This is a genomic window from Pseudomonas gebzensis (assembly GCF_034427815.1).
Lineage (GTDB): Bacteria > Pseudomonadota > Gammaproteobacteria > Pseudomonadales > Pseudomonadaceae > Aquipseudomonas.
The window spans coordinates 96,685-110,530 of record NZ_JAXQNS010000005.1 but is presented as its reverse complement, the minus strand read 5'-3'; the positions used below and the strand labels follow the sequence as shown (position 1 = coordinate 110,530).

The window sequence follows — 13,846 nt, the reverse complement described above, 5'->3', positions numbered from 1 at the left end:
GCAACCGTATCCATCGCCCCTTTCTACGCCAAGGAGCCCCACATGTTCATTCCTCGTCGCAGTGCCGCCATGATCATCGCCTCCGGGCTGCTCGTCAGCCTGCCTGCGCTGGCTGCCGATGAGCCGCGCTACAACCAGGTGTCGCTGCGCGCCGAAGTCAGCAAGGAAGTCCCCCGCGACCTGATGGTGGTCACGCTCTACACCGAAGCCCAGGACAACGATCCGGGCAAACTGGCCAAGCAGATCACCGATGCCATGAACAAGGCCGTGCAGCAGGCGCGCACCGTCAAGGACGTGAAGATCAGCCAAGGCAGCCGCAACAGCTACCCGGTCTACGACAACAAGGGCCAGAAGATCAACGGCTGGCGCGAGCGGGCCGAGCTGCGCCTGGAAAGCGCCGACTTCCCGGCCTTGTCCAAGCTCACCGGCGAGTTGCTGCAAGACCTGAAGATGGGCGGTATGGACTTCTCCATTGCACCGGCCACACGCAAGACCAGCGAAGACCAGTTGCTCAAGGACGCGGTCGGCGCCTTCAAGGCCCGCGCGCAGCTGGCCACCGAGGCCCTGGGCGGCTCCGGCTATAAAGTGGTCAACCTGAACCTCAACAGCAGCGGCTATCCACGCCCCTACCTGCGCAGCGCGCCGATGGCCATGAAGGCGATGAGCGCCGACGAAGCGGCGCCAGCACCGGATGTCGAGGCCGGCACCAGTGAAGTCAGCATGAACGCCGATGGCCTGATCGAAATCCAGATGCCCTGAGCGCATCCCGCCGGCCGCTCCATAAGACAGACCAAGGCGTGCAACGCGCCTTGGTCCTCCTCACCTGATACAAATTCCTTCGTAACTTTCAGTCATTTCCTACAACAAACACCGCGCTGTCTGACTAGCTGAAAAATCTCGAAAAATTACCCATCCTCGCTTAAATCAGCGATAAATCGACGCATCTTCGGCAAAGTTACAGGTATGCGACATTGATGTACGATCGTTCTACCTTTTCACCCTCATTCATTCTGCGAGCGTTGCAATGCCCCCTGCCCTGGACAAGTATCCCCAGGTCGGCTCACGAGGCCATCTCACTCGAAAAACTACAAGAATGAGGCCAACATGCTCAAAACTGCGGTTTTCCCTCTTCTGATCGGCGCCGGTTTGCTGGTTGGCAGTGCACCTCTGCTAGCAGCCTCCAACCTGGTGTTCTGCTCCGAAGGCAGCCCCGCCGGATTCGACCCGGGACAGTACACCACCGGCACCGATTTTGACGCGTCGGCCGAACCCCTGTTCAACCGCCTGGCCCAGTTCGAACGCGGTGCCACCCAGGTGATTCCGGGGCTGGCAACACGCTGGGAGATCAGCGACGAAGGCAAGGTGTATACCTTCCATCTGCGCGAAAACGTCAAGTTTCACACCACCGAGTACTTCAAACCTTCCCGCACGTTCAACGCCGACGATGTGCTGTTCACCTTCAACCGCATGCTCGACAAAGAGCACCCGTTCCGCAAAGCCTACCCCTCTGAATTCCCCTACTTCACCGACATGGGCATGGACAAGAACATCGCCCGTCTGGAAAAGCTCGACCCCTACACGGTGCGCTTCACGCTGAACCAGGTCGATGCGGCGTTCATTCAGAACCTGGCCATGAGCTTCGCCTCGATCCAGTCCGCCGAGTACGCCGGGACGTTGCTCGAGCAGGGCAAACCCGCCGAGATCAACCAGAAGCCCATCGGTACCGGCCCGTTCGTGTTCAGCAAGTACCAGAAAGACGCGCTGATCCGGTTCAAGGGCAACAAGGACTACTGGAAGCCTGAGGATGTGAAACTCGACAACCTGATCTTCGCCATCACCACCGACCCGTCGGTGCGCATGCAGAAGCTGCGCAAGAACGAATGCCAGGTCACGCTCTTCCCCCGCCCTGCCGACATCGCCACGCTGAAAAAAGACCCCAACCTGCAAATGCCCGAACAGGCCGGCTACAACCTGGGTTACATCGCCTACAACGTGATGGACAAGATCAAGGGCAGCGACCACGCCAACCCCATGGCCCAGCTCAAGGTGCGCCAGGCGCTGGATATGGCGGTCAACAAGCCGCAGATCATCGAGGCGGTCTACCAGGGCGCTGGGCAACTGGCCGTCAACGCCATGCCGCCCACGCAGTGGTCGTACGACACCAGCATCGAGGACGTGCCGTTCGACCCACAGAAAGCCAAGGCCCTGCTCCAGGAAGCGGGCATCAAGGAAGGCACAGAAATTACCCTGTGGGCGATGCCTGTACAGCGCCCGTACAACCCCAACGCCAAGCTGATGGCTGAAATGCTGCAGGCCGACTGGGCCAAGATCGGCATCAAGGCCAAGATCATCAGCTACGAGTGGGGCGAATACATCAAACGCTCCAAGGGCGGTGAGAACGGCGCCATGTTGATCGGCTGGAGCGGTGACAACGGCGATCCGGACAACTGGCTAGGCACCCTGTTCGGCTGCGATGCCGTGGAGGGCAACAACTTTTCCAAGTGGTGCTACAAGCCCTACGACGACCTGATCAAGCAGGCCAAGGCCACCTCTGACCAGGCCAAGCGCAGTGAGCTGTATCAGCAGGCCCAACGCATCATCAAGCAACAGGTACCCATGACGCCGATTGCCCATTCCACGGTGTATCAACCCATGAGGAAAACCGTGCAGGGCTTCAAGATCAGCCCCTTCGCACTCAACTCGTTCTATGGCGTCAGCGTGAGCAAATAGACCGGCCTGCGCCGCGCACGGTGGGCTGTCTCCCTACTGAGCGGCAGCTGCGCACGGCGGCACGGTGTGCGGATCCATGCGCAGCGCTGCCGCCGTTCAGACCGCCCTACCAGCGCACGGCAGTGCTGCCAGTGAACCCGGCAGCAGCCTCATCCGCACCGCCACACCGTCGTTGTAACGCGCCCAAGGAAGGGCCACGCACCCCTACAAGGAGTTGTCATGCGTACCCCCTTGCTACTCTGCGCGCTGATTGCCGCCGGGCTGACCAGCCACACCCCTGCCGTACTGGCCAACAGCCTGGTGTTCTGCGCCGAGGCCAGCCCCGCCGGTTTTGATATCGCCCAGTACACCAGCGCCACCGACAGCGACGCGGCGACACCGATCTACAACCGCCTGATGGAGTTCGAGCGCGGGGGCACGGCGGTGAAGCCGGCGCTGGCCACCGCCTGGACCGTATCCGAAGATGGCCTGCGCTACACCTTTGAGCTGCGCGAAGGCGTGAAATTCCACAGCAACCGGGCCTTCACACCCCGCCGCGACTTCAACGCCGATGACGTGCTGTTCACCTTCCAGCGCATGCTCGACCGGCAACATCCGTTCCGCTTGGCCTACCCCGCCGAGTTTCCCTATTTCGTCAGCATGGGCCTGGACAAGAACCTGCTCAAGGTCGAGAAAACCGGCCCGCTCAGCGTCACGTTCCAGCTTGCCCAGGTCGATGCCGCATTCATCCAGAACCTGGCCATGAGCTTTGCCTCCATCCTCTCGGCCGAGTACGCCGAGCAACTGCTGGCCCGGGGCCGCGCCAGCGACATCAACCAGCAGTCCATCGGCACCGGGCCATTCGTCTTCCAGCGCTACCAGAAGGATGCGCAGATTCGTTATCGCGGCAACCCGGCCTACTGGGCGCCCGAAGAGGTCAGGCTCGACACGCTGGTGTTCTCGATCAACGTCGATCCGTCCGTGCGCATCCAGAAGCTGCGCCGCAACGAATGCCAGATCACCCTCAACCCGCGCCCGGCCGACGTGCCCGCACTGCGCGCCGACCCGCAGCTGAACGTGCTTCAACAGGCCGGTTTCAACCTCGGCTTCATCGCCTACAACACGCGCCATGCACCGTTCGACCAATTGAAGGTGCGCCAGGCGCTGGACATGGCGGTGAACAAGCAGGCGATCATCGACGCAGTGTACGGGGCCTCCGGGCAGGTCGCAGTCAACGCGATGCCGCCGACCCAATGGTCGTATGACGCCAGCCTGGTCGACGCGCCCCACGACCCGGAAAAAGCCAAGGCTCTGCTGCGTGAAGCGGGGGTTGCCGCAGGCACAGAGATCACCCTCTGGGCCATGCCCGTGCAACGCCCGTATAACCCCAACGCCAAGCTGATGGCGCAGATGCTACAGGCCGACTGGGGCAAGCTGGGTTTGAAGGTACGCATTGTCAGCTATGAATGGGGCGAGTACCTCAAACGCCTCAAGCAGGGCGAACACGACGTGGCCCTGGTGGGCTGGACCGGCGACAACGGCGACCCCGACAACTGGCTCGGCACCCTCTACAGCTGCGGCGCCATCGGCAGCAACAACTACGCCCAGTGGTGCGACCCCGCTTACGACCAGCTCATCACCCAGGCCAAGCGCGTCACAGGCCAAGGCCCGCGCAGCGCGCTCTACCAACGGGCCCAGCAGCGCCTCAAGCAGCAGGTGCCGATCACCCCGATTGCCCATTCCACGGTCAGCCAACCCATGCGTGCCACGGTCATCGACTTCAAGGTCAGCCCGTTCGGCCGTAACGCCTTTTCCGGCGTCAGTACCGAATAGCCCCGCCCACTGCCCGGGAGTGCCGCAGCACTCCTGCGGCTGCGTGCGTCCGGCATTTGGCCAGAGCGCACGCCCCCCGTGCAACACCGCTGTGCAACACCGCTGTGCAACACCCCTGCCCGACCTTGCGCCGGGCCATAACTAGAAAGGAGCATTCACCTTGAAAACACCCTACATCGCGCTGGCCCTGGCCATCTGCAGCATCAGCGACCAAGCGCTCGCAGACCCCATCAGCCAGGCGGCCATTCCCCTGCAACGCCCCGCGACCTCAGCCCAGGACCAAGCGCCTGGCTTTATCGAAGGCCAGAGTGTGTCTGGCACCACGCGCAACTTCTATGCACGCGAACACGCCGCGCGCGGGCCACTATGGCGCTATCACCAAGCCGACGGCAGCCTGCATGACAGCCACAGCCGGGAAAACTGGGTACAGGGCACGATCCTCAACTACAGCTCGGGCTTCACCCAGGGCACCGTGGGCTTTGCCGTGGAAGCGGCCGGCTACAATGCCCTGGCCTTGCAACAAGGGCGCGCACGGGTGGCCGGGCCGAACAACCGCACGCTCACCCACAGCGACGGCGACGTCCTCGCCCAATGGAGCAAGGTCGGCCTGGCCAACCTCAAGACACGGGTTTCCAACACCACCCTGACCGTGGGCCGGCACAGCGTCGACACCCCGGTGATCGCCTACATCGGCAACCGCGCCCTGCCCTCGAGCTTCCAGGGCGCCAGCCTGCACAGCGCCGAGTTCGACACCCTGAGCTTCGATGCCGGCACCTTCGACCGCGTTTCGCCACGCACCGAACAGAGCCTGAGCAAGTTTCGCAGCGAATACGGCGCGGCGGGCGTGGAAACCGACCGGGTGAGCATGCTGGGCCTCAACTACCAGCCGCTGCAAAGCCTCACTACCAGCCTGTACGCCTCCAAGGTCGATGACTTCTGGCACCAGTACTACGTAGGCGCGCTGCACGAGCTGGGCGACCGCGACACCCTGAGCCTGTCGACCAACCTCAACTACTACAAGACCGTCGACACCGGCCGCAAGAAGCTCGGCGAAATCGACAACGACACCTACAGCGTGTCGCTGGGCCTGACCCACCAGGCCCACACCGTCTCGGTGGCCTGGCAGCAGGTCAATGGCAACGAGTACTTCGACTACCTGCACGAAACCAACGGCATCTTTCTGGCCAACTCGCTGATGTCGGACTTCAACGGCCCCAACGAGAAATCCCTGCAGTTCTCCTACGTCCTCAACATGGCGCCGTTCGGCGTGCCGGGGCTCAAGTTCAATGTGTACAACGCGCGCGGCTGGGGCATCGACGGTACCCATTACCGCGGCAGCGGCTATGACGTGGCCGGCATGAAGGGTGAAAGCCACTACGAGTACGGCTTCGGCACCAGCTACGCCGTGCAGAGCGGGCCACTCAAGGACACCGCCATCCGCGCCACCTACACCGCCCACCGCGCCAGCAAGGGCCAGGCCGATGGCAGCCTGGACGAGCTGCGCGTGGTCACCACCGTGCCGTTCAACCTCCTCTGACCCTCACTGCCGTGGCGCCTGCGCGCGCCATGGCAGCTATCCTGAAACGATTCCCCAGGAGATCGCATGAAACTCAACGCCACCTTGCTTACCCTGCTGCTGGCCATGGCCGGCCAGGCGCTGGCCAAGCCGCTGGTGGTCTGCACCGAAGCGAGCCCCGAGGGCTTCGATGTGGCCCAGTACAGCACCGCCGTCACCTTCGATGCTGCCGCCGAAACCGTCTTCAACCGGCTGATCGACTTCGCCCCGGGCACCACCGACCTGCAACCGGCCCTGGCCGAACGCTGGACGGTGAGTGACGATGGCCTGGTCTACACCTTCCACCTGCGCCGCGGCGTGCAGTTCCACCGCACCGACTACTTCACCCCCACCCGCGAATTCAACGCCGACGACGTGCTCTGGAGCTTCCAGCGCCAGCTCGATCCCAAGCACCCGTGGCACGCCAAGGCCAGCGTGGGCTTTCCGTACTTCGAGAGCATGGGCTTCGGTCAACTGATCCGCTCGGTGGAAAAGACCGACCCCTACACCGTGGTCTTTACCCTCAAGCGCCGCGAAGCCCCCTTCTTGCACGACCTGGCCATGGGCTTCACTTCGATCTATTCCGCTGAATACGCCGACCAGTTGCTGGCCGCCGGCAAAACCGGCGATCTCAACAGCAAACCGATCGGCACCGGCCCGTTCGTGTTCCAGCGCTACAGCAAAGATGCCCAGGTGCGTTACCGCGCCCACCGGGATTACTTCCGTGGCGCACCGCCGGCCGAAACGCTGGTGTTCGTCATCACCACCGACAACAATGTGCGCCTGCAGAAACTGCGCGCCAACGAATGCCAGGTGGCGCTGTACCCCAAGCCCGAAGACGTCCCGGTCATCGAGGCCGATCCACAGCTGAAAGTGGCGGGCATCGAGACCCTGGTCACCAGCTACGTCGCGCTCAACACCCAGCATCCGTTCCTCAAGGATGTGCGCGTGCGCCGGGCGATCAACATGGCCTTCGATCGGCGCAGCCATGTCGATCAACTGTTCGGCAAAGGCAACGCCCTGCCTGCCGTCAATCCCTATCCACCCAGCATGCTGGGTTACAACATCGCCACCCACAACCTGCCCTACGACCCAGACAAAGCCCGCGCCCTGCTCAAGGAAGCCGGGGTGCCGGACGGCACGGTGCTGACCCTCTTCACCCGCAACGGCGGTGGGCCGAGCAATCCGAATCCGCGTCTATCTGCCGAAATGCTCCAGGCCGATCTGGCCAGGATTGGCCTGGTTCTGGACATCCGCGTGATGGAATGGGCCGAGATGCTGCGCCGCGGCAAATCTGGCGAGCACGATTTGCTGGCCAGTGGCTGGGCCGGCGACAACGGCGATCCGGACAACTTCCTCACGCCACTGCTGGGCTGCGAAGGCGCCAAGACCGGGGAGAATTACGCGCGCTGGTGCAACTTCGCCTTTCAGGCGCTGATCACCCGGGCCCGCGAAATCATCGAACCTGACGCCCGCGCCAAACTCTATGAGCAAGCGCTGGCGGTGTACGATGACGACCAGCCGTGGATCGCGATTGCCCATCCCAGGATCTTCACGGCCATGCGCCGCAACGTCGAAGGCTACCAACCCAGCCCGCTGACCAAAAACAACTTCGCCACTACCCAGGTGAAGTAGCACAGAACAACGATCGCCGGCTCCTGCAGGAAGTCGGCGGCACTTGCCGCAGCGGTTGACCACCCCGCGGCCTGAAGAGGTACCGTCATCCATGTTGAGTTTCATTGCCCGCCGCCTGGGCCTGCTGATCCCCACGTTCTTCGGCATCACTTTGCTGACCTTTGCCCTCATACGCCTGATACCAGGTGATCCGGTGGAAGTGATGATGGGTGAACGCCGGATCGACCCAGAAATGCACGCCCAGGCCATGGAGCGCCTGGGCCTGAACAAGCCGTTGCCAGCGCAATACCTGGACTACATCACCAAGCTTGCCCATGGCGATCTGGGTGAGTCGCTGCGCAGCCGTGAAAGTGTGTGGAGCGAATTCACCACGCTGTTTCCGGCCACGGTGGAGCTGGCCGGGGCCGCCCTGCTGTTCGCCGGCATCCTCGGGCTGCTGGCCGGGGTGATTGCCGCGCTCAAGCGTGGCTCGCTGTTCGACCACGGGGTGATGGGCATTTCCCTGGCCGGGTATTCCATGCCGATCTTCTGGTGGGGGCTGATCCTGATCATGTTCTTCTCCGTGAGCCTGGGCTGGACGCCGGTGTCCGGGCGCAACGGCGTGCTGTTCGATGTCGAGCCGGTCACCGGCTTCATGCTCATCGACACGCTGCTCAGCGGTGAGGAAGGCGCGTTCAAGGACGCGCTCATGCACCTGATTCTGCCGGCCATCGTGCTGGGCACGATTCCCCTGGCGGTGATCGCGCGCATGACCCGTTCCTCGATGCTCGAAGTGCTGCGCGAAGACTACATCCGCACCGCCCGCGCCAAGGGCCTGTCGCCCGCGCGGGTGGTGTTCATCCATGGCTTGCGCAATGCGCTGATCCCGGTGCTGACCGTGTTCGGCCTGCAGGTCGGTGCGCTACTGGCCGGTGCTGTACTGACAGAAAGCATCTTTTCCTGGCCGGGCATCGGCAAGTGGCTGATCGAGGCCATTGGCGCGCGCGACTACCCCGTGGTGCAGAACGGCATTCTGTTGATCGCCTGCCTGGTGATCCTGGTCAACTTCGTCGTGGACATCCTCTACGGCCTGGTCAACCCCCGCATTCGCCATCAGCGCTGAGGCCCCCGTCATGACGACTCCTACGCTCAAACCCCTGGCGACCACTCACGCGGTGGACCAGAGCCTGCTGTACCCCTCCCCCTACAAGGAATTCTGGCACGCCTTCTCGCGCAACAAAGGCGCGGTGGCCGGGCTGTTCTTCATGTGCCTGGTGGTCTTCTGCGCCCTGTTCGCGCCCTGGGTCGCGCCACACAACCCCAGCGAGCAATACCGTGATTTTCTCCTCACACCCCCGGTGTGGCTCGATGGCGGCACCTGGCAGTTCATTTTCGGCACCGATGAACTGGGCCGCGACCTGCTCTCACGGCTGATCCAGGGCGCGCGGTTGTCGCTGCTGATCGGCCTGTCTTCGGTGGTGCTGTCGCTGATCCCAGGCGTACTCATGGGCCTGCTGGCCGGTTTCTTCCCGCGCCTGCTGGGCCCGGCGATCATGCGCCTGATGGACGTGATGCTGGCCCTGCCCTCGTTGCTGCTGGCCGTGGCCATCGTGGCCATCCTCGGCCCTGGACTGATCAACACCGTGATCGCCATCGCCATCGTCTCGTTGCCGTCCTACGTGCGCCTGACCCGCGCGGCGGTGATCGGCGAGCTGAACCGCGACTACGTCACGGCCGCGCGCCTGGCCGGTGCCGGGCTGCCACGGCTGATGTTCATCACCGTGCTGCCCAACTGCATGGCGCCGCTGATCGTGCAGGCCACCTTGAGCTTCTCCTCGGCGATTCTCGATGCCGCCGCCCTGGGTTTCCTGGGCTTGGGCGTGCAACCGCCGACCCCCGAGTGGGGAACCATGCTGGCCTCGGCCCGTGACTACATCGAACGCGCCTGGTGGGTGGTGAGCCTGCCCGGGCTGACCATCCTGCTCAGCGTGCTGGCAATCAACCTGATGGGCGACGGCCTGCGCGATGCGCTGGACCCGAAACTCAAGAACGCCGCCTGAGGAGAACGCCATGTCCCTGTTGACGATCAACAACCTGAACGTGCGCTTCGGCGACGCCGATGCCATCCCAGTGGTCGATGGCCTCGACCTGAACGTGAATGCCGGCGAGATCCTCGCCATCGTCGGTGAATCCGGCTCCGGCAAATCGGTGACCATGATGGCGCTGATGGGCCTGATCGAGGCGCCCGGGCGCATCACTGCCGACACCATGAACTTCAATGGCCAAGACATGCTGACCCTCAGCCGCCGCCAGCGGCGCAAGGTGGTCGGCAAAGACATCGCGATGATTTTCCAGGACCCGATGACCGCGCTGAACCCCAGCTACACCGTGGGTTACCAGATCGAAGAAGTGCTGCGTCAGCACCTGGGCCTCAAGGGCAAAGCTGCACGCCAACGCGCCCTGGAGTTATTACAGAAGGTGGAGATACCGGCCCCTGAAAGCCGGCTGGATGCCTATCCGCATCAGTTGTCCGGCGGCATGAGCCAGCGCGTGGCAATCGCCATGGCCATCGCCGGTGAACCGCGCCTGCTGATCGCTGACGAGCCGACCACCGCGCTCGACGTCACCATCCAGGCGCAGATCATGGAGCTGCTGGTCAACTTGCAGCAAGCGCACGACATGGCGCTGATCCTGATTACCCACGACCTGGCCGTGGTCGCCGAAACCGCCAGGCGGGTGTGCGTGATGTACGCCGGGCAAGCCGTGGAGCTGGGCCAGGTGCCCACCCTGTTCGAGCTGCCGGCCCACCCTTACAGCGAAGCGCTGCTGGCGGCGATTCCCGAGCACAGCCTGGGCGCCGAGCGCCTGGCCACCCTGCCCGGCATCGTCCCCGGTCGCTATGACCGCCCGCAGGGCTGTCTGCTGTCACCGCGCTGTCCCTATGTCCAGGACGACTGCCGTCAGCGACGGCCGCCGCTTGAGCCGCAGGCGCACAGCCAGGCGCGTTGCCTGCACCCATTGAATCAGGAGGTGGCGTGATGACCGTCGTTCTCACGGCGCGCGAACTGACGCGTCACTACAGTGTTTCCCGCGGCCTGTTCAAGGGCGCAGCCGTGGTCCAGGCCCTCAACGGTGTGTCCTTCGAGCTGCATGCCGGAAAAACCCTGGCAGTGGTCGGTGAATCGGGCTGCGGCAAATCGACCCTGGCCCGCGCACTGACGCTGATCGAAACGCCCAGCGCCGGTTCGTTGCAGATCGATGGCGTCGAGGTGGCCGGCGCCAGCAAGGCCGAGCGCAAACAGTTGCGCCGGGATGTGCAGATGGTGTTCCAGAGCCCTTATGCCTCGCTCAATCCGCGGCAGAAGATCGGCGACCAACTGGCCGAACCGCTGCTGATCAACACCTCGCTCAGCCGCAATGAGCGTCGCCAGCGGGTGCAGGCGATGATGGAGCAGGTGGGCTTGCGACCGGAGCACTACCAGCGCTATCCGCACATGTTTTCCGGTGGCCAGCGCCAACGCATCGCCCTGGCCAGGGCCATGATGCTGCAGCCCAAGGTGCTGGTGGCCGACGAACCGACCTCGGCGCTCGATGTGTCGATCCAGGCGCAAGTGCTGAACCTGTTCATGGACCTGCAGCAGCAGTTCAACACCGCTTACGTGTTCATTTCCCACAACCTGGCCGTGGTGCGCCACGTGGCTGACGACGTGCTGGTGATGTACCTGGGCCGGCCGGTGGAGATCGGCCCCAAGCTCGACCTCTACGACACGCCGCTGCACCCGTACACTCAGGCCCTGCTGTCGGCCACGCCCACCATCCACCCTGACCCCAGCAAACCCAAACTACGCATCAGCGGTGAACTGCCCAACCCCTTGAACCCGCCTGACGGCTGCGCCTTTCACAAGCGCTGCCCGTATGCCACCGAGCGCTGCACCCGAGAGGTACCGGCGCTGCGCCCGGTTCACACCCGCCAGGTGGCCTGCCATTACGCCGAGCAGTTCCTCTAGACCCACTGCACCAGATGCAAGAAGGGGCCGCAGATGCGGCCCCTTCTTCGTTCAACGCCCTTCGCTTAGTGCACGAAGATCGCGATCAGGATGATGATTGGAATCGGAATGCCGAGGAACCAAAGCAGCAATGAACGCATGGTGAATCTCCTTGTTGGAACGTATTAGCGAACGGTACGAGTCGTGGCATAGGTGTCTTCGACGTAGACCACTTGGTCACGACGACGGCCACCGAACAGTGCAGCGATGCTGGCGAAGAAGGCGCCGCACAGCAGGGCAACGAAGGTCCACAGCGCAGTCCAGGCAGCGACTTTGGCGGCGGTTTCGGCCGCTTGCTTGGCATCAGCCTTGGCTTGTTGCACTTTGCCCAGGGCTTCGTCGACACGCGCTTCGGCTTCGGCCTGATTCAGACGGGTACGCTGCGCAACGATCTGCGCCAGGTAAGTACGGTCGGCTGGCTCAAGCGTGCCGCCCTGGGCAACGCCACGGGCCAGAATGCGGGTGGCAACACCGTTGGCGGCATCTTCGCTGACGCCCACTGGCGCATCGCTACGGAACAGGCCGTCGACGAAGTACGCCATCGGGTCATTGTTGCTGGAGGATTTGTCAGCAGTGGCCGCTGCTGCTGCACCGGCACCGGCTACCACACTGGCACCGGCCTTGGCGCCTGCACCGATCACGTTGCCCGCGGCGCTGATGATGAGCACGCCCGCTACCAGCGTGGCGACAGCCCACGACAGGAAACCATGCGCGGTATCGCGGAAATACACTTCATCACCGTGCAGATTGGCCCATTTGACCCGCAGACGACCGGCGATGTAGCCACCGGCGCCCGACGCGATGATCTGGGTGACCAACAGCCAGACGATTGTCGAAATGCCCAACGCCTGCGCGCTGGCCCCTTCGTTCTCCCAGGGGGAGGTCGCTGCAAAGCCCAAACCGGCTCCCAGCACCACCAGGATCATTGACAAGGACGCGGCTGCAGCAGCACCCGCAAAGATTGCAGCCCATGACACCCCCGAACGATTCGGGGCCTCTGAGACAGCGGTTGGCAGATCGGCATTCGTTATCATGACTCGGCGCCTTATGATTGTGAGCAAAACTTCCGTGGATTCGCACGAGGGACAGTGCAGCGCACGTGCCAGGTATGACAAAAAATGACATCCAATAAAATCAATAACTTAGCGACAGGCGCCTTCCTAGGATCGTGCGAAACGCCCGAAGTCATCCAAATGAAGTGGGCGTTATGCAGTGTTCCACCCCTGGCGCGCCGCCCGGCGGCCGCGCACGCTTGCCGAGCGGCCGCAAGGCGATGCACTATCGCCCGATGATCGCCCAGCCTTTTCCAGATGGTCCCGAGCAGACGCCGCTGACGGCGGACGTCGTGATGCGCTACCACCTGTGCTGGAAACAGCGCGACCTGGACGGCGTGATGGCGCTGTACCACCCTGGCGCGCGCTATCACGACTTCTTCCAGGACCGCGTGCTCGACCACACGCAGCTGCGCGATTACGTGACGGTGTGCCTGCCGCACCAGGCGGGCGAAGACATCGTGCACAGCGACCGCATTCGCGTGGATGGCTGCAAGGCGTTCATTCAGTACCAGGTCACGGTGCAGGGCGGTGATGGCCTGGTCGCCTTTCAGTCCAGCGAGGTGATCACCGTGCGCGACGACCTGATCTGGCAGGTCAACGAGTACGCCACGCTGGTGCGTCAGTCCGCGGTGGGCGTTGCCGGCGTCAGTGATCCCCGCCGCCCGGCCACCAGCCGCCTGGGCTTGTCCCCGCGCCAGCTGAGCACCATGGCGCAGGATCTTGAGCAGTATTTCCAGCGGCGGCGTCCCTACCTTGACCCGGCGCTGGACTTGCAACAGGTCGCCAGCGAGAGCGGCTACAGCCGCAACCAGATCTCCTACCTGCTCAACCAGGTGCTTGGGCAAAGCTTCTACCGCTACGTGAACCACGCGCGGTTGCAGCATCTGCTGGGGCAACTGCAGGCAGGCAGCACGGGGGCGCGGATCGACGCGCTGGCGTTCGCGGCGGGCTTCAACTCGTTGTCGGCGTTCTACAAGTGCTTCCGCGAGCACACGGGACGTTCTCCGAAGGCGTTTCTCAGCCAGAAATGAGGG

At 63.4% G+C, this 13,846-nt stretch carries 11 protein-coding genes; 10 read left to right on the top strand and 1 reads right to left on the bottom strand.

Features of this window, described 5'->3' with window-relative positions; genetic code table 11:
* Positions 1-42: 42 nt before the first annotated feature.
* The 9 genes from SJI00_RS11375 (at position 43) to SJI00_RS11335 (ending at position 11,718) form a co-directional block, all read left to right on the top strand.
* The gene (locus SJI00_RS11375; RefSeq protein ID WP_322461810.1) at positions 43-759 is read left to right on the top strand and encodes an SIMPL domain-containing protein; all 717 of its coding nucleotides are present in this window, start codon (positions 43-45) and stop codon (positions 757-759) included.
* Positions 760-1,104: 345 nt separating this feature from the next.
* The gene (locus SJI00_RS11370) at positions 1,105-2,730 is read left to right on the top strand and encodes an ABC transporter substrate-binding protein (RefSeq protein ID WP_322461809.1); all 1,626 of its coding nucleotides are present in this window, start codon (positions 1,105-1,107) and stop codon (positions 2,728-2,730) included.
* A 219-nt stretch (positions 2,731-2,949) separates the two neighbouring features.
* A complete protein-coding gene (locus SJI00_RS11365) occupies positions 2,950-4,542 on the top strand; it encodes an ABC transporter substrate-binding protein (protein WP_322461808.1) in 1,593 nt (530 codons plus the stop codon).
* 160 nt (positions 4,543-4,702) lie between these two features.
* On the top strand, positions 4,703-6,079 hold the full coding sequence (locus SJI00_RS11360; RefSeq protein WP_322461807.1) for an OprD family porin: 1,377 nt from the start codon (positions 4,703-4,705) through the stop codon (positions 6,077-6,079).
* 66 nt (positions 6,080-6,145) lie between these two features.
* Positions 6,146-7,732 carry an ABC transporter substrate-binding protein gene (locus SJI00_RS11355; protein WP_322461806.1) on the top strand — a complete coding sequence of 529 codons (1,587 nt, stop codon included), beginning with the start codon at positions 6,146-6,148 and terminating at the stop codon, positions 7,730-7,732.
* 91 nt (positions 7,733-7,823) lie between these two features.
* A complete protein-coding gene (locus tag SJI00_RS11350; protein ID WP_322461805.1) occupies positions 7,824-8,834 on the top strand; it encodes an ABC transporter permease subunit in 1,011 nt (336 codons plus the stop codon).
* Between the two features lie 10 nt (positions 8,835-8,844).
* The gene (locus SJI00_RS11345) at positions 8,845-9,771 is read left to right on the top strand and encodes an ABC transporter permease subunit (RefSeq protein WP_322461804.1); all 927 of its coding nucleotides are present in this window, start codon (positions 8,845-8,847) and stop codon (positions 9,769-9,771) included.
* Positions 9,772-9,781: 10 nt separating this feature from the next.
* The gene (locus SJI00_RS11340) at positions 9,782-10,750 is read left to right on the top strand and encodes an ABC transporter ATP-binding protein (protein ID WP_322461803.1); all 969 of its coding nucleotides are present in this window, start codon (positions 9,782-9,784) and stop codon (positions 10,748-10,750) included.
* The gene (locus SJI00_RS11335; RefSeq protein WP_322461802.1) at positions 10,750-11,718 is read left to right on the top strand and encodes a peptide ABC transporter ATP-binding protein; all 969 of its coding nucleotides are present in this window, start codon (positions 10,750-10,752) and stop codon (positions 11,716-11,718) included. The genes SJI00_RS11340 and SJI00_RS11335 overlap by 1 nt, the downstream gene beginning before the upstream one ends.
* Positions 11,719-11,882: 164 nt before the next feature.
* Here the strand turns inward: SJI00_RS11335 and SJI00_RS11330 are convergent, their stop codons facing one another.
* Positions 11,883-12,791 carry a hypothetical protein gene (locus SJI00_RS11330; protein WP_322461801.1) on the bottom strand — a complete coding sequence of 303 codons (909 nt, stop codon included), beginning with the start codon at positions 12,789-12,791 and terminating at the stop codon, positions 11,883-11,885.
* Positions 12,792-13,030: 239 nt separating this feature from the next.
* On the opposite strand from SJI00_RS11330, the gene SJI00_RS11325 reads away from it, so the two are divergent.
* On the top strand, positions 13,031-13,843 hold the full coding sequence (locus SJI00_RS11325; RefSeq protein WP_322462050.1) for a helix-turn-helix domain-containing protein: 813 nt from the start codon (positions 13,031-13,033) through the stop codon (positions 13,841-13,843).
* Positions 13,844-13,846 lie beyond the last annotated feature (3 nt).

What these genes read in the sequence shown, in the direction of transcription:
- SJI00_RS11350 (WP_322461805.1), top strand. Translation starts at nt 7,824, where the DNA reads ATGTTGAGTTTCATTGCCCGCCGCCTGGGCCTGCTGATCCCCACGTTC.
- SJI00_RS11355 (WP_322461806.1), top strand. Translation starts at nt 6,146, where the DNA reads ATGAAACTCAACGCCACCTTGCTTACCCTGCTGCTGGCCATGGCCGGC.
- SJI00_RS11370 (WP_322461809.1), top strand. Translation starts at nt 1,105, where the DNA reads ATGCTCAAAACTGCGGTTTTCCCTCTTCTGATCGGCGCCGGTTTGCTG.
- SJI00_RS11340 (WP_322461803.1), top strand. Translation starts at nt 9,782, where the DNA reads ATGTCCCTGTTGACGATCAACAACCTGAACGTGCGCTTCGGCGACGCC.
- SJI00_RS11330 (WP_322461801.1), bottom strand. Translation starts at nt 12,791, where the DNA reads ATGATAACGAATGCCGATCTGCCAACCGCTGTCTCAGAGGCCCCGAAT.
- SJI00_RS11335 (WP_322461802.1), top strand. Translation starts at nt 10,750, where the DNA reads ATGACCGTCGTTCTCACGGCGCGCGAACTGACGCGTCACTACAGTGTT.
- SJI00_RS11375 (WP_322461810.1), top strand. Translation starts at nt 43, where the DNA reads ATGTTCATTCCTCGTCGCAGTGCCGCCATGATCATCGCCTCCGGGCTG.
- SJI00_RS11325 (WP_322462050.1), top strand. Translation starts at nt 13,031, where the DNA reads ATGCACTATCGCCCGATGATCGCCCAGCCTTTTCCAGATGGTCCCGAG.
- SJI00_RS11365 (WP_322461808.1), top strand. Translation starts at nt 2,950, where the DNA reads ATGCGTACCCCCTTGCTACTCTGCGCGCTGATTGCCGCCGGGCTGACC.
- SJI00_RS11345 (WP_322461804.1), top strand. Translation starts at nt 8,845, where the DNA reads ATGACGACTCCTACGCTCAAACCCCTGGCGACCACTCACGCGGTGGAC.